This is a genomic window from Pseudooceanicola onchidii (assembly GCF_004959925.1).
GTDB lineage: Bacteria > Pseudomonadota > Alphaproteobacteria > Rhodobacterales > Rhodobacteraceae > Pseudooceanicola > Pseudooceanicola onchidii.
In genome coordinates this window covers 20,929-35,525 of the sequence record NZ_SPUW01000002.1, presented here as the reverse complement: position 1 = coordinate 35,525, position 14,597 = coordinate 20,929, and the positions used below count along the sequence as shown (strand labels likewise).

Here is a 14,597-nt window from a genome sequence, read left to right as displayed (position 1 = left end):
CTCGGGCGTGAAGAAACCGATAACAAGGGGGGGCGATGCGTTCCTTTTCTGCGTCCCGCGCAATCACCGCGCTGATGATCCGTGAGATAGCAACAAGTTACGGGCGCACGCCCGGCGGCTACCTCTGGGCGGTCCTCGAACCACTTGCAGCCGTGGCGGTGTTGGCGGGGATTTTTTCGCTGGCCTTCGATGCGCCACCGCTTGGCCGGGACTTTGCGCTTTTCTACGCCAGCGGATACCTTCCCTTCGCCATCTACGCGGATCTGTCCCAGAAAATAGGCGTCGCGCTGCGCTATTCCCGCCCGCTGATGGCCTATCCCGCGATCACTTGGATCGATGCGGTCCTCGCCAGGTTTTTCCTGAATTTCCTGACGCATACGATCGTGGTGGCGCTGGTGCTGGGCGGCATGATCCTGTGGACAGGGCACCGCATCGCCTACCCAATTTTCATCCTCTCAAGCCTTGGATCATGCGCCTTGCTGGGGTTGGGGCTGGGGGTCGTCAATGCCTACCTATTCGAGCGGTGGCCGATCTGGGAAAGGGTTTGGGCAATTCTCAACCGTCCGGCCTTTCTGGCCTCGGGCATCCTATTTTTGCCAGAGGCCATCCCGCCGCCATTCCGCGACTGGATCTGGATCAACCCGCTTGTCCACGTGATCACCACGATGCGGTCGGGCCTGTACGAATGGTACCGGCCGGACGGGTGGGTGCCCCTATATCCAGTGGCCGCCGCGCTGGTGCTATTGGCCCTAGGACTGCTGATGCTACGCCGCGGAGCCCGCGATCTTTTGTGTCGAAACTGAGGTGAAACTGCGGCGAGATTCAGTCCGGCTTAAGCTTTCGCAGGCATGATCTTCCCATGATAGGACGGAGGTTCGCATGACCCGATTCCAACTGGCCCTGACCCGGCTCGGGAAGTTGATACGCCTGTGTGTGCCCGGGATCAGGCAAGGGGCTTACATTCGCCAGATCAGGCGCAGCGGAACCTTCGATCGCGAATTCTACATCCGCGCCCATCCCGGTCTGAACCCTGTGTTCCGTCTCGCGCCGCTTCGACACTATGTCCTTTGGGGAGAGGCCGTCGGCTTGCAGCCCAATCGCGCCTTCTCCCCCCAAGCCTATCTGAACCTCAATCCTGATGTGGCGTCCGCAGGTCTGCCGCCGCTTGGGCATTATCTCTCGACCGGTCGACACGAGGGACGGCCGCTGCGCAACATGCCGGTCGAATCCCTGCCGGAATGCGCAACCAGACCTCTGCGCTTCGATCCATCCCGCGTGAAGGCGCCCTATGCCATCCATCTCCATATCTTCTATCCCGATCTGTGGCCGGAGTTTCGTGACCGTCTGAGGACGATCGACATTGCGGCCGATCTTTTTATCACCCTCACCTGGCGGGGCCGGGAAACAGCTCGCCTGGCCGAGAAGATCGAAGGCGAATTCCCCGATGCATATATCCACGCCATGCCGAACCGGGGCCGGGATATCCTGCCCTTCGTGCGCCTGGTAAACGCCGGGGCGTTCGAGGGGTATGATGCCGTCTGCAAGATCCACACGAAGAAATCGCCGCATCGTACAGACGGGGTAACGTGGCGGCGCCACCTGGTCGACGGTATCCTGCCCGGCACGGGGACGGCACAGCGTCTTTCGCGCTTTGTCGAGGACCGCGACGCCGCGATGCTGGTCGCTGACGGGCAGAGTTATGATCTCGACCGGTGGTGGGGATCGAACAAAGCGAAGACCGAGGCCATGTTGCGCAGGGTCGAGATCGACCTGCCACGGGACACGGCGCTGTTTCCTGCGGGATCCATCTATTGGCTGAAGCCGCTGATGATCGGAATGATACGGGGCCTGCGGCTCACCGAAGACCTGTTCGAGGTTGAGCAGGGGCAGATTGACGGCACGCTGGCACATGCCTTCGAACGGGGTATCGGTGTTCTGGCAAGTGCGGCGGGTCAGAAGGTGCGCGAAGTCTCTGCCCTGTCTCGGGATTACAGGCCCGCGCCACCGGCGCCCAGGTATGTCTCGGCGTTTTACCTGCCGCAGTTCCACCCGACGCCGGAAAACGACGCCTGGTGGGGCGCGGGTTTCAGCGAATGGAGGGGCGTCGCAGCTGCGACCTCGGCCTTCCCCGGCCATCTTCAACCCATGCGCCCCGGGGCCCTGGGCTACTACGATCTGCGTTCGCCGGACGTCATGCAGGATCAGGCAAGGCTGGCCCGGCAGGCGGGCGTTGATGCCTTCTGTGTCTACCATTACGCCTTCGGGACGCAGCGGTTGCTGCACAAGCCGATGGACCAGTTGATGGCCAGACCGGACATCGATTTTCCCTTCTACCTGTGCTGGGCCAACGAAAGCTGGCGGCGTAACTGGGACGGTCTTAGCGGGGACGTGTTGATCGAGCAGGACTACAGTCCGGGTTTCGAGCAGAGGCTGGTCGAATCGACCCTGCCCTACATGCGCGATCCGCGCTACCAGCGTCCGGACGGGCGCCGCCCGCGTTTCGTGATCTACCGGCCCGAAGACATGCCTGCCCCGATGCAGAACGTGGCGCGCATGCGCCGCGCCTGGAGGGAGGCGGGAATCGGCCCAGTCGAATTGGGCGCGGTCTGCTTCCATGTCTCGGGCCGGTCGTCCGTAGCAGAGGATCTATTCGATTTCTGGGTGGAAATGCCGCCGCACGGTGTGGTGGCGCCGACGAGTTATGTCCATGGCGGTCCGGCGGGTTCGACGCTCCATCCGCCTCCGGCGCATGATTTCGGTGGACTGATCTACGATTACAGCTCGGTCGCTAATCACGCGCTGAGCCAAAGGTATCGTAAGACCCTGCCGGACCGGACCATCGCTGGAATCATGCCGTCGTGGGACAACACCGCACGGCGTGGCGCGCAGGCGCATATCGCCAGGGGCGGCACGCCGGCAGCGTTTCGCTACTGGCTGACACGGCTATGCGAGGGTCCCCTGCAGCAGTCCTACCGGGGCGAGCTTTTCGTGAATGCATGGAACGAATGGGCCGAAAAGGCGATGCTGGAACCGACAGAGGTTTTCGGTCACTGTAACCTTGACGTCTTGGCCGAGGCGACAGGATCCAGGCGGCGGGGCCAAGCTGAGCAGAGGCAGGATCATGCCTAGGCTCGTCCTCCACATCGGCACCCACAAGACCGGCACGACGATGATCCAGAACCGGCTGCACGACCTGCGCAACACGCTCGCCGACCATGGGGTCATCTATCCTGATCTCGGTCGGCACACGGGACATCACGGCTATCTCACGGATTGGATTGCGTTGCCCGAGGCCTATCGGTCGGCGAACGGTGGCCGCGCGGGACTGCAGCAACTGGCGCAGCGATGGCGGGACAGTGACGTCACCCTGCTATTGTCGAGCGAAGAGTTCTCTCGCGCGGGCGGGCGTGGCGGGACGGTGGACTTCCGGGATCTCGCCGCGATCTTCGACGGTTACGACATACAAGTCATATGTGTGCTGCGATGCCAGTGGCAGTTTCTCCAGGCGGTCTATCTCGAGGTGTCTCAATCGACGCCACCGCCGCCCCCGGCCCGGATCGTGGACGAGGCCATCGATACCGGCCAGGTCGATGGGCTGTGGTGCGATTACACCCGCCTCTATGACGGTTTGCGCGAAGAATTTGACGTCAACGCGATCCGTTTGGTGGATTACGCGCGCGCCGCCACCTCGCCTCATGGCTTGCTGCGCGAAGTGATGGCATCGGTGATGCCAGCGGTCCCGATCCCGCCTATGAGCCGTCACGACAATCGGTCTCCGCCGCCGCTGCCGGTCTGGGCGGCCCATGTTGTCGCCGGCGGGCCAAGCCCGGATGGCGCGATCCGACGGGCGGCCGCAGAAGCATATGACCTCGAATACGGGGGCGATCGTCCCGGGTGTATCTTCACGCGGGCCGAAATGCGCCGCCTGTCGGAATGCTGCGCGCCGCAGAACGACCGGCTGGCCAATCGCGTGCGCAAGGTGCAGCCGGGCTGGACACTCTCTGCCCCGACACCTCCGGACACGACGTTATATCGCGAAGACATTCGCCCCGAATACTGGATCAGGTTGGCCCGTCGCCTGGCATTGCAAGGCACACGGCATGCGGCGTGACGGCCCGCAATCAGTTGGAGGCAAGCGCCGCGCCGGAGGTCAGCAGAGTCGGCACGATCTGCTGCACGACACGGTTCCAGCGCGTGATCGGCTGTTCGGCAATGAACACGATGTCGTTCGGACGCATCTCGAACAGCGTGGCGAGCGTCAGGTTCACGGCGTTCCGGGCGTCGAGGCGATAGGCCGTCACGGGGGCGACCGCGCTATCCGACCCGCGCAGGACATAGATCTGCGAGGGGTTGCCCGTGTTGTTCGCAAACCCGCCCGACGAATACAGCGCGTCGGCCAGCGTGCTTTGGCGACCGAAGGGCATGGGGTAACGGCTGGGCGTGTTGACCTCGCCTGTCAGGTAGACGTAATCGCGGTCCACGCCGTCCAGGTCCATGCGATCCTTGAAGTTTTCGCGCTGCTCCTGCAGGGCATTGCGGCGTATGTCCATCTCGGCTTGCAGTTCGTTCAGCGCCTGGGTTCGCGCGGTCTGCCGGAATTGCGCCAGCTGGATCTGTTCTTCGAAATAGGCGCGGGCGCGTTCCAGTTCATATTCCGTGTCGACAAAGACGCTGTCGCCCGCAGTCAGGCGCAGTTTTTGCAACTGGGGCTCGGACAGGTAGTTCTCGAGCGGGATCTGGTAAAGCGACCCGTCGCGATAGATGCGGATCGACGCATAGTCGAGATCCTTGCTGTTGATCCCTCCGGCGGCCGAAAGCGCCTGGTCAAGCGTCAGATCGGTCAGGGTGATCGCCTGCACGGTCGGGTTCGCGACGGCCCCGCCGATCGCGACCCGCTGAGAGTTGAACTCCGCGATCTCGACGCTGAACGACGGATCGATCTGGTTCTCGACAAGGCGTTGAAACAATTCCGCTTCGGTTTCTTCCAGCGTCTTGCCCGCCACCATCACACGGCCGACCTCGGGAATCGCGATGGCCCCGTCATCCTGCACCGTATAGCCCTGCCGCCGGTTCTGCGCCGCAAGCAGGCCGCTCAGCTCTTCCACGGTCGAGGCATTGCCGCGCGTGGCCAACAGCAGCACGTCGCCAACGCCGATGGTATAGGGGCGACGGGCGGGTTGCGGCGGGACACGCAGGGTCAGGGCAGCGGGGCGTCGTTCAGGATCAACGGCCGTCGGCGGCAGAGGCCCGGCGCCACGTCCGGCCGAGGGACCGCCGGCAGACGCAAAGAAAACCTGCGGAAGATCTTTCGGCGTGTAGGTCGAGGCATTGGCCGCCTGAACGGAGACCCGGGTCATCTCGACGATCGACACATCGTCGTTGTCGACAACCTTGGAGGAGATATAGGCCGTTCCGCACCCGGTCATGACTGTGAGGCTGAGCAGTGCGAAAAGCTTTTTCATTCCGGGTTCCCGTTGGCAGCGACGTCCCTAAGTCGACGATTCTTGGCTCTGTTTCAAGACTTGACGCCGTCGTGGCCGCGGAATCGAACCTGGAGTGTGGCCTGTTGGTGCCGACACGTCCCGATGGAACGAAGGACCCGCCGAAACGAAAAAGCCCCGCCGTAAAGCGGGGCATTTCCTGGGCCACGGGCCCGTTTCCGTTCCGGATCAGGTGCCGGAAGAGGATTCGGTCGCAGCAACCACGACGCCAACGGCGATCGCGCCGGCGATGATCGCGCCGGTTGCAACGCCGGCTCCGCCAAGACCACCAAGGAAGGCGCCCTGGGAGGAAACGGTCGGTTTGGTGTTGTTTGCGGACGCGCCGGTCGCGGCAAGTGCGGCGATCAGCGAAAGTGCGGCAATGCGCTTCATGGGAAACTCCTCGGATAAACGTGCATGCAGGGAAAACGTAGTGCAGGCGACGTTGATCGGCAACAGAAGTGTTCGGGCGCCCCTTCGGTCGGTGGATTTTTGACCACGGTGAGTCCGAATTGCACCGGTCTGCAGGTTTCGGCGTCCCTACAGAGGGGTGAAAAGAGGCACGGCAGCGGCCAGGGTCACGGTCCCGCCCGAGGGGTCGAGTGTCGTCGCGAAGACGTCCCGCGCTCCGGACGATGCGCCGCTGGCAACAGGCTGGGTCGCGGCCATCGGGTCGCGGTCAAACGCGATCCCCCCGAACCAGACGCGGTGGCCTGCGCCGGTGTCGGCATGCCCCGCGTATCCGCCGGGTCGGTTCGACAGGTTCGGCAGAAAGACGGGCGCAACCGACACGGTGCCGGGCGCAAAGTTCGACACCCGGTCCGTCCCCGAAAGATCGAGCCCGCCGATGTGGCCCGTGGTCTGGTACCATGTGTCAGTGGCGGCGGGCACTCCTTCGTCCAGAAGGAATCCCTTGGGGCCCGAGCCCGACGCGGTATTGGCCAGCGGCGTGCCGACGGGCCAGATCCCGCCATTGTCCGGGTTTGCGAGGGCGGCGGGGAACCCGGACGACAGGGTGACGGTATGGCCAGTCTTGTCGACCCCGGCCGGGACGAACAGGCCGTGATCGACCACGCGGCTATAGTGGCGCTGAACCTGCCCCGAGGCCGTGCGATAGCCGAAGATCAGGATCCCGCAGGCCTCGGCATCCGTGTCGCTGTCGTTCCAGCCGCTGGCATCGGTCAGCTGCACGACCGTGTCGCCAGGCGCGAGGGGCGCGGCGAGGGTGGTGAGGCTGTCCACGCCGCCCGCGCGATACCGTTTGTGGTGGACCGGCGCGATCTCGGCCCCGTCGGCATCGAAACAGGCCAGGCCGATGCTATGCTGGTGCCGGTCGCCGTTGGCATAGGCGGACCAGTCCCCGGTCAGACCTTCCTGGCGCAGGCAGGCGCGCATCCGGTAGCACAGATGCGGGTCGACGGGGATCCGCTCGGGCATCGCGACGGGACCGGCGTAGTGCCCCGCGAAGGAAAACGCGGACGGCAGATCCGGCGCAATGGCGGTGTCGCGCGTGGCCCCGGGCGGCAGGTTCCAGTCGCCCGGCAGATCCCCTGAGCCGTTGGTCACCAGGCCTGACCGGGCGGCAATATAATCCTGCGTCACGAGGGCAGGCGCCCCAAGCGCGGCCGGGGTCAGCCCGGTGGCGCCCTGCGGAAAATCGACTACGCCGGTGGTGGCCGATGCGGTCAGCGCGGTCTGGAACGTGGATCCATCCGCGCTGACCTTGAAGACAAGGTCATCCGTGCCGACCAGCCCGATCTCGGCGCGCCCGGACCAGCCGGTCTGCATCAGCAGGCTGGCCGTATCGCCCGCCGTCGCCTTGTTGATCTTGAGCTGATGGCCCGCCCCGTCATGGCTCAGCAGGCTGGCGGGGGCCGACACCGACAGGCGGTTCACCTCATCGGCCGTCGTGTTGATGCCAAGCTTTGCGACCGTTTCGCCCGTGGCCGAAAGGGCCCCCCAGGTCGTGCCGTCGAACCGCAGCTGGCTGCCCGTGTCCTGGACCCAGGCGATCCAGCCGGTCGCGGGCTGAAGATAGATCCAGCCGGTGCCGTCCCAGAGGGCAAGGGACCCGTCCCGACCGCTCCACGCGCCGGTCCCGCCAAGGGGGACGACATAGCGATCGCCCGGATCCGGCGCACCGGGGGCCGCCGTGTCGGTCGCGCTGAGCACGCTGAGCTGCACCAGGGCATCCAGCAGCAAGAGCGCCTCGTTATGGGTGACGTGTTTCTGGGCCTGGCTTGGCAGGATGAAGGGCAGCGACAGGTTGGCAGAGCGGTCGGACATGAAAAACTCCCGGGAATGCAGCCGGGAGAGTTTCTGGTTAATTGGTTATGAATTCCTGACGCCACCGTACAGTGCCCTGCAGCGGGCCTATTCGTGGTAGTAGTTCGAATAGGATCCGTAGCTGTCGCCGTAGCCGTACCGCTTCATTCCGCGCTTGTCGATCTGGGTCAACACGAGGCCCGAGACCTTGACGTTCACGTTGGCAAAGGACCGCAGCCCTTCCGAGACCTGGCGGCGCGTGGTGCTGTCCCATTTGACGGCATACATGATCGCGTCGACGGACCCGCCGATGACCCGCGCATCCGGCACGGCCAGCACCGGCGGCGTGTCGATGATGATGTAGTCGAAGGCGGCGCGCGCTTCGGCCAGGAAACGGCCGAATGTCTCGGACGAGAAGATGTCGGCGGCGTTCACCTTGGACCGTTCGCCGATCAGCACGTAGGCCTGCAACTGGTCGTTCCAGACCACGGCATCCTGCAGCGATACCTCGCCCGACAGCACGGCCAGAAGGCCCTTTTCGGTCTTGATGTCGAAGTATTCGCTGAAGACCCGCTTGCGGATGTCGCCTTCGATCAGCAGCACGCTTTTGCCCAGACCGGCCAGGTTCTGCGCCATGGCCAGAGACTGGGTCGTCTTGCCTTCGCCGGGGATCGACGAGGTCGACATGATGACCTTCGGCGGATTGTCGAGGTTGGCGAGCAGGACCGAGGTGCGCAGGTTTCGCACGGCCTCGGCCGCGGCGGAACTTGGTTTGTCCGACAGGTACTTGAGCACGTTCTTCCGCTGCCGCGCCGGGATCTTCGGGATCTGGCCGATGACGGGCAGGCTGGTCGCCTTTTCCAGATCGTCCGAGATCCGGTAGGTGTTCTGCGCCGCTTCACGCGCCAGCACCACGCCCGCGCCGCCCACAAGCCCGAGGAAGACGCACATGACAAGGATGCGGGCCTTGCGCGGGGCCGAGGGCGACTGCGGCACGACGGCCTGGGACAGCAGGCGGCTGTCGGCCTGCTGAATGCCCTGCTGCACGCTGGTTTCCTTCAGACGACCGAGGAAATGTTCATAGATCAGGCGGCTGGCCTCGGCTTCGCGCTGGAACTGCTGCAGGCGCACAAGTTCACCCGACTGGCGGTCGATGCGCCCGGCAAGGTCGGTGATCGAGGTTTCGATGATCCGAAGCTGTTGCTGCGCGCGCAGCTGTTCCTGTTGCGCCCGGGTGAGGATCTGCTGGTAGCGGTCGTCGAACTGCTCCTGCGCGTCGGCATCCCCCGAGGCGACATCCGACAGCAGCGCCACGAGACGCGGATCGTTGGACACCGCCGCACGCTGGTCGAAGGCCGCATCGGCATTGTCCTTGAGGGTCGAGACCGAGGCCTCTGCCTCACCCACCTGCTTTGCCAGCTCATCGCGCCGTTCGCGCAGCTCCTTGATTTGCCGGTTGAGGGCGAAAAGACCCTCCGGGCTGATCAGGTCGGTGTTGGACGAAAATGACTTGAGCGCGGTTTCGGCTTCCTCAAGCTGAATGCGCAGCTCGCTGACACGGCCGGACAGCCATTCGGTCGCCCGCTCTGTCTTCTCGAATTTGACGGCGATCTGATCCTGAATGTACAGCTCGGCCAACCTGTTGGCGATCAACGCCGATTTCCGGCGGTCCTCGGTCGTTGCCGTGATGGTAAAAACGAAAGACTGCCGCACGTTGGACATCGAGAGATGGCCCAACACTTCGGTGACGACATCATCGCGAACCTGTACGGGGTCAGGCTCTTCTGCGGCCACCGTGCCGCCCCGGATCGTGCGAATGATCCAGCTCAGCGTGCCCCGGATCGAAAAGCGAGGCTTGGGTTGCAATTCCGTGTTGAATTCGGGGTCTGCCACAAGGTTCAGGTCGTCGACCAGTGTGCCGATCAGTTCGCGTGACTTGAGGACTTCGACCTCGGTGTTGATGGTTGCCTGATCACCTGACAGGCCTGTCATAACGCTTTCGATGTCGACAATCTGTTCCTGGCGGCTTTCCAGCGCGACAGTCGTGGAGGCCGTATACACCGGTACGGCCACGAAAAACGCGTAGTAGATCGCGAAAAGCGCCCCGAACAGACCCGCCCCGAGGATGATCAGCTTGCCACGCCACAGCGTGCCGATGATCTCGCTCAGGTTGATCTCGCCGTTGTCCGCAACCTGGCTTTGCCGGCTGGGATTGAGAGGTTTTGTCATGTCCATCGTTCTGCCCCGGACCCCCGTCTTGCGGGTGCTTCCCACACAAGGGGGTGAAAAGCAACAATATCGCGCCGGGCTGCCGCGATCTTGAAGGGCCTGCGCGGGCCGCCGCCAGTGCCAAAGAAAAACGCCGCCCCGGGGGGGGCGGCGTTTCGAACGTCACTCAGGCGGCTATCAGAAGCCGAGGCCTGCGTACTTGTTCTTGAACTTCGACACGCGGCCGCCGGCGTCCAGCAGGCGCGAGGAGCCACCGGTCCAGGCCGGGTGCACGGTCGGGTCGATGTCGAGCGACAGGGTGTCGCCTTCGGAACCCCAGGTGGATTTCATCTGGTGCACGGTACCATCGGTCATCTTGACGTCGATGATGTGGTATTCGGGATGGGTATCCTTTTTCATCTCGTCAGATCCTTACGCGTTTGCGCCCGACTTGGGCTTGTAGTTGGTGACCTCGGCGATACGCGCGGACTTACCGCGACGCGACCGGAGGTAGTAGAGCTTCGCACGACGCACGCGGCCACGGCGGACGACTTCGATGCTTTCGATATTGGTGGAGTAGAGGGGGAACACACGCTCCACGCCCTCACCGAAGGAGATTTTCCGCACGGTGAACGACCCGGCAATGCCAGCGCCGTTCTTGCGGGAAATGCAGACGCCTTCGTACATCTGCACACGGCTGCGGGTGCCTTCAGTCACCTTGTAGCCGACGCGGATGGTGTCACCCGCCTTGAAATCCGGGATCTCTTTCCCGAGGGAGGCGATCTGTTCCGCCTCAAGCTGTGCGATCAGGTCCATCGCAATCTCCTTTGTCCGCGGTTTTCCCGCGATTGACGCCACCGGATAGCTCTGGTCTTCGTACCGGGTCCCGCACATGCAGCCCGCCAGAGGTCAGGTCACTCTCTTCTTTGCGCTCGCCTGCGCTGCGATCCGGTGAAGAGGCCGGGACAGGGAACAGGCGAAGGGTCCGGATGGCAGTTGCCCCGGACGGGCGGCGTATATGCGGGATTCGCGTTTGGATCAAGAGGGAAGGGGTTTCCGGCGATTTCGGGTGTCCACGGACCGGAACAAGGCCCGCAGGGCCGCCGGTCCATCGCCCCGCTGCCCGATAAGCGATTGCTTGCAATCGCTGAAAGGGGCGCCCCCCTCGGGCGATGCGTCGACGTCTGCGCGCGGATGGAGCGATGAGCTACCACGGCGGCACAAAGTGAGATCCACAAATGGGGCTCGCCCACCCGGCGGACGGGCGACGGACCTGCGTCGCGGCTGCGTCAGCCCTTCTTTGCAATATACGCATCCCACAGATCCGGGCGCCGGGCCTTGGTCATCTCTTGCGACATCCGTTGCCGCCACTTGGCGATTTCGCCGTGGTGGCCCGACATCAGCACGTCGGGGATCTTGTGCCCCTTCCACTCGGCCGGGCGGGTGTATTGCGGATGTTCCAGCAGCCCGTCGGAAAAGCTTTCGTGTTCGGTCGACTCCGCATTGCCCAGCACGCCGGGCAGCAGGCGCACCGTGGCGTCGATCACGGCCTGCGCGGCCAGTTCGCCGCCGGTCATGACGAAATCACCTAGCGAGATCTCTTCGATGCCGTAGTGCCGGATCACCCGTTCATCGAGGCCCTCGAACCGGCCGCAGATCATCGTGATGCCCTGTGCGCGGGACAGCCGTTCAGCCATCTGTTGATTGAACCGCGGGCCACGCGGCGACAGGTAGACCAACGGCCAGGCCCCGCGCGCGCCCGCCATCGCATGTTCGATCGCCTGGCCCATCACGTCGGGGCGCAGAACCATGCCGGCGCCGCCGCCGGCGGGCGTGTCATCGACGTTGCGATGCTTGCCCTCGCCGAATTTGCGCAGGTCCACCGTATCAAGCTGCCACTTGCCGTCGGCCAGCGCCTTGCCGGTCAGGGATTCGCCCAGCACGCCGGGAAAAGCCTGTGGAAACAGGGTGATGATCCGCGCGGTCCAGACCCCGGCCAGCGTCGGCGTTTCGGTCATCAGGTCGCGCGGCACCAGCGTCGGGCGGATGCTTTTGCGGCCGTGGGATTTCGGCTCGGCCATGGGTTACAGCAACCCTTCGGGCGGGTCGGCGATGATCCGGCCTCCGGCCAGATCGACCGTGGGGACACAGGCCTTGGTGAACGGCAAAAGCACCGTGTTCGGCAGGCCAGGCCCCTGAATTTCCAGAAGATCCCCGGCCCCGTGATCCATGACGGACCGCACCGTGCCAATTTCGGTCCCGCCGGTGTCAAGCACCCGCAGGCCGATCAGGTCGGCGTGGTAATATTCGTCGTCCTCGGGGGCGGGCAGGCGGTCGCGTGGCGCGAACAGGTCGACACCCTTCAGCGCATCCGCTTCTTCCTTGGTCGTGACGCCGCCCAGCCGGGCGACGAAACCGTTCTTGATCGGACGGATCAGCGTGACCGAAAAGCTTCGGTCCGCCGCATCCGTCAGGGGGGCGTAATCGGCGATCGCCGATGGTTCGGCGCAGTAGCTTTTCAGCCGCACCTCGCCCCGGACCCCGTAGGATCCGGCAATCGCGCCAACACAGACCTTGTCGCCCATGTGCCCTCCTATTCGCAGAACATGCCGCGGATCGCGCCGCCCATTTCCTCGCAGGCCTCGGCCTGCTGCTGACGCTCATAAAGCATGCCCGCGCCAAAGGCGACGGCCAGCAGGATCAGCGTCCGGATCGGGCGAAACAGCATCGCGGCGTCAACCGGCAACGGCCCGGGACAGTCCCGGGCCGCGACCGATCAGATTACTCTGCGGACTCTTCCGCCGGGGCAGCAGCCGCTTCGGCCGCTTCAGCTGCCTTGGCCGCCTTGGCTTCGGCGCGGTCCTGTGCGGCTTTGCCCGGGGTGCCCTTCTTGGGGTTGTTGCGCTCTTTCTTCTCGACGACGCCGGCCGCTTCGAGGAAACGGGCAACACGGTCAGTCGGCTGGGCGCCCTTGTCGAGCCACGCCTTGATCTTCTCGACGTCCATCTTCACGCGCTCTTCGCTGTCTTTCGGCAGCAGCGGGTTGTAGGTGCCGAGCTTCTCGATGAAGCGGCCGTCACGGGGCATACGGCTGTCCGCAGCAACGATCCGGTAGAAGGGGCGTTTCTTGGAACCGCCACGGGCGAGACGAATTTTCATGGCCATTTGGGTTACTCCTGTTTGAATGGCGAGGGTTTGGCGGGAAGGTCCGCCTACGATTGGTGTTGCCGGTGATGCCGGATCACCTCCTGAATGATGAAATTCAGGAATTTCTTGGCGAAGTCGGGATCGAGATCCGCTTCCTTCGCAAGATCTTCAAGCCGCGCGATCTGCGTGGCTTCACGGGTCGGGTCGGACGGCGGAAGGTCGTGTTCGGCCTTCAGCATGCCCACGGCCTGCGTGTGCTTGAACCGCTCTCCGAGCGTGTAGACAAGGATCGCGTCCAGCCGGTCGATGCTGGCGCGATGGCCCTTCAAAAGCTCTGCCGCGCGGGCGACGACATCGTCCTGTTGATCAGTCAATGGCGAATCCTTTCGGCTTGAATAGCGGGTTCTGGTAGGACTGGATCTCAAGTTCGATCCCGTCCGAGATCTGGCTGTTGCGCAGCTTGGCGGGCGAGGGGTGGCGATAGCAGACATCGCTGCCGTCCACCGTCTGCGCGGCATCGTCCCGCGTCGCGCCAAGCCGTTCGGCCAGCCGGATACTGTCAAGGTTCTTGGGATCGAGGTAGCTGACCGCGCCCTCCCATCCCAAGGTCGAATAGAAATAGCGCCGCGCCGCATGGGTCGCTTCCAGCGCATAGCCCTTGCCGGCCGTGTCGGGCCAGATGATCCAGGCGATTTCCGCCTCGGGCCATTGCGCGGGCTTCCAGCCCCCGGCCATGCCAAGCGTCGCGTCGGTCTTGCGGTCGTGGATCATCCACATGCCATAGCCCCGGATCCGCCAATGCCCGATCTCGGCCGCATAGAGCATCCAGCTTTCATAGGCGTTCAGCGGCCCACCCATGAAGCGGGACCGATACGAGCTGAAGGTATGCTTGAAGTTCGGATAATCGGCGGGCTCCGGCCCGCGCAGGACCAGACGCTCCGTCTCGATGACCGGGATGGCGTCAGTCGACATTGGTCCCCTCTTCAGGTTCAGGGAACCGCCATGCGGGCACGGGGCCGTCGGGGATCAGCACGTCCTTGATCCGGCGCGCGCCCATCTTCTCGGCCATGCGCACGACCTTGCTGTAGTCGGGGTAGATCAGGCTCATCGGGGTCTTGATGCCGAGTTCACGGGCGGCATAGCGGCGGATGCCCTGCACGGCTTCGGTCGCAAGACCCTGGCCGGTGTAGTCGCCGAACATCACCCAGATCAGTTCCGGTTCGGGCCAGCCGTCGGGCTGCTGCAGACCGGCCACGCCCAGCACCTTGCCTTCGGCCTTCTCGGTCAGGATCCACAGGCCAAAGCCGCGCAGGGCCCAGTGGCCTATGCCGGAACACAACGCATCCCAGGTCTCGCCGCGCGGACGCGGGCCGCCGACATAGCGGCTGTCCTGGCTGGAAAAGAAGCCGTCCAGCGCATCGAGGTCTTCGACAAGGCCACCACGCAGGTGAATGCGCGCCGTGTCGAACGTCGGGATGAAGTCGTTTTTTGTCATTG

General features: G+C 64.1%; 16 protein-coding genes. 3 read left to right on the top strand and 13 right to left on the bottom strand.

Features of this window, described 5'->3' with window-relative positions:
- Positions 1–35: 35 nt before the first annotated feature.
- From E4S58_RS08065 to E4S58_RS08055, 3 genes are all read left to right on the top strand, one after another.
- Complete coding sequence (locus tag E4S58_RS08065; protein ID WP_136635906.1) at positions 36–803, top strand: ABC transporter permease; 768 nt, start codon at positions 36–38, stop codon at positions 801–803.
- A 76-nt stretch (positions 804–879) separates the two neighbouring features.
- On the top strand, positions 880–3,129 hold the full coding sequence (locus tag E4S58_RS08060) for a glycoside hydrolase family 99-like domain-containing protein (protein WP_136635905.1): 2,250 nt from the start codon (positions 880–882) through the stop codon (positions 3,127–3,129).
- On the top strand, positions 3,122–4,111 hold the full coding sequence (locus tag E4S58_RS08055) for a hypothetical protein (protein ID WP_136635904.1): 990 nt from the start codon (positions 3,122–3,124) through the stop codon (positions 4,109–4,111). The genes E4S58_RS08060 and E4S58_RS08055 overlap by 8 nt, the downstream gene beginning before the upstream one ends.
- A 10-nt stretch (positions 4,112–4,121) precedes the next feature.
- Here the strand turns inward: E4S58_RS08055 and E4S58_RS08050 are convergent, their stop codons facing one another.
- From E4S58_RS08050 to E4S58_RS07995, 13 genes are all read right to left on the bottom strand, one after another.
- Positions 4,122–5,462, bottom strand: a complete 1,341-nt coding sequence (locus E4S58_RS08050; RefSeq protein ID WP_136635903.1) for a polysaccharide biosynthesis/export family protein — start codon at positions 5,460–5,462, stop codon at positions 4,122–4,124.
- A 207-nt stretch (positions 5,463–5,669) separates the two neighbouring features.
- Entirely contained in the window at positions 5,670–5,873 is a 204-nt protein-coding gene (locus E4S58_RS08045; RefSeq protein ID WP_136635902.1) for a hypothetical protein, read from the bottom strand.
- A 147-nt stretch (positions 5,874–6,020) separates the two neighbouring features.
- A complete protein-coding gene (locus E4S58_RS08040; protein WP_136635901.1) occupies positions 6,021–7,766 on the bottom strand; it encodes a DUF2793 domain-containing protein in 1,746 nt (581 codons plus the stop codon).
- 87 nt (positions 7,767–7,853) lie between these two features.
- Entirely contained in the window at positions 7,854–9,974 is a 2,121-nt protein-coding gene (locus tag E4S58_RS08035; RefSeq protein WP_240789507.1) for a GumC family protein, read from the bottom strand.
- A gap of 177 nt (positions 9,975–10,151) precedes the next feature.
- Positions 10,152–10,373, bottom strand: a complete 222-nt coding sequence (rpmE, locus tag E4S58_RS08030; RefSeq protein WP_136635899.1) for a 50S ribosomal protein L31 — start codon at positions 10,371–10,373, stop codon at positions 10,152–10,154.
- 12 nt (positions 10,374–10,385) lie between these two features.
- The gene (gene rplS / locus E4S58_RS08025; protein WP_136635898.1) at positions 10,386–10,769 is read right to left on the bottom strand and encodes a 50S ribosomal protein L19; all 384 of its coding nucleotides are present in this window, start codon (positions 10,767–10,769) and stop codon (positions 10,386–10,388) included.
- A 473-nt stretch (positions 10,770–11,242) separates the two neighbouring features.
- On the bottom strand, positions 11,243–12,034 hold the full coding sequence (gene trmD, locus E4S58_RS08020) for a tRNA (guanosine(37)-N1)-methyltransferase TrmD (RefSeq protein WP_136635897.1): 792 nt from the start codon (positions 12,032–12,034) through the stop codon (positions 11,243–11,245).
- A 3-nt stretch (positions 12,035–12,037) separates the two neighbouring features.
- Positions 12,038–12,538, bottom strand: a complete 501-nt coding sequence (gene rimM, locus E4S58_RS08015; protein WP_136635896.1) for a ribosome maturation factor RimM — start codon at positions 12,536–12,538, stop codon at positions 12,038–12,040.
- A gap of 8 nt (positions 12,539–12,546) precedes the next feature.
- Positions 12,547–12,699, bottom strand: coding sequence for a hypothetical protein (locus E4S58_RS17875; protein WP_169052634.1), 153 nt, complete (start codon positions 12,697–12,699; stop codon positions 12,547–12,549).
- A gap of 35 nt (positions 12,700–12,734) precedes the next feature.
- Positions 12,735–13,118 (bottom strand): 30S ribosomal protein S16, encoded by a 384-nt coding sequence (gene rpsP, locus E4S58_RS08010; protein ID WP_136635895.1) that lies wholly within the window; start codon positions 13,116–13,118, stop codon positions 12,735–12,737.
- A gap of 47 nt (positions 13,119–13,165) precedes the next feature.
- Complete coding sequence (locus tag E4S58_RS08005; RefSeq protein WP_136635894.1) at positions 13,166–13,474, bottom strand: chorismate mutase; 309 nt, start codon at positions 13,472–13,474, stop codon at positions 13,166–13,168.
- Positions 13,467–14,072: a GNAT family N-acetyltransferase gene (locus E4S58_RS08000; protein ID WP_136635893.1), complete on the bottom strand. Its 606-nt coding sequence runs from the start codon at positions 14,070–14,072 to the stop codon at positions 13,467–13,469. The genes E4S58_RS08005 and E4S58_RS08000 overlap by 8 nt, the downstream gene beginning before the upstream one ends.
- The gene (locus tag E4S58_RS07995) at positions 14,062–14,595 is read right to left on the bottom strand and encodes a GNAT family N-acetyltransferase (protein WP_169052636.1); all 534 of its coding nucleotides are present in this window, start codon (positions 14,593–14,595) and stop codon (positions 14,062–14,064) included. The genes E4S58_RS08000 and E4S58_RS07995 overlap by 11 nt, the downstream gene beginning before the upstream one ends.
- Positions 14,596–14,597: the final 2 nt, after the last annotated feature.

Bases quoted from the DNA above. Each gene is read 5' to 3' on its own strand.
- E4S58_RS08000 (WP_136635893.1), bottom strand. From the start codon at position 14,072: ATGTCGACTGACGCCATCCCGGTCATCGAGACGGAGCGTCTGGTCCTG.
- trmD (WP_136635897.1), bottom strand. From the start codon at position 12,034: ATGGCCGAGCCGAAATCCCACGGCCGCAAAAGCATCCGCCCGACGCTG.
- rplS (WP_136635898.1), bottom strand. From the start codon at position 10,769: ATGGACCTGATCGCACAGCTTGAGGCGGAACAGATCGCCTCCCTCGGG.
- E4S58_RS08045 (WP_136635902.1), bottom strand. From the start codon at position 5,873: ATGAAGCGCATTGCCGCACTTTCGCTGATCGCCGCACTTGCCGCGACC.
- E4S58_RS08040 (WP_136635901.1), bottom strand. From the start codon at position 7,766: ATGTCCGACCGCTCTGCCAACCTGTCGCTGCCCTTCATCCTGCCAAGC.
- rpmE (WP_136635899.1), bottom strand. From the start codon at position 10,373: ATGAAAAAGGATACCCATCCCGAATACCACATCATCGACGTCAAGATG.
- E4S58_RS08050 (WP_136635903.1), bottom strand. From the start codon at position 5,462: ATGAAAAAGCTTTTCGCACTGCTCAGCCTCACAGTCATGACCGGGTGC.
- E4S58_RS08055 (WP_136635904.1), top strand. From the start codon at position 3,122: ATGCCTAGGCTCGTCCTCCACATCGGCACCCACAAGACCGGCACGACG.
- rimM (WP_136635896.1), bottom strand. From the start codon at position 12,538: ATGGGCGACAAGGTCTGTGTTGGCGCGATTGCCGGATCCTACGGGGTC.
- E4S58_RS08065 (WP_136635906.1), top strand. From the start codon at position 36: ATGCGTTCCTTTTCTGCGTCCCGCGCAATCACCGCGCTGATGATCCGT.
- rpsP (WP_136635895.1), bottom strand. From the start codon at position 13,118: ATGGCCATGAAAATTCGTCTCGCCCGTGGCGGTTCCAAGAAACGCCCC.
- E4S58_RS08060 (WP_136635905.1), top strand. From the start codon at position 880: ATGACCCGATTCCAACTGGCCCTGACCCGGCTCGGGAAGTTGATACGC.
- E4S58_RS08035 (WP_240789507.1), bottom strand. From the start codon at position 9,974: ATGACAAAACCTCTCAATCCCAGCCGGCAAAGCCAGGTTGCGGACAAC.
- E4S58_RS07995 (WP_169052636.1), bottom strand. From the start codon at position 14,595: ATGACAAAAAACGACTTCATCCCGACGTTCGACACGGCGCGCATTCAC.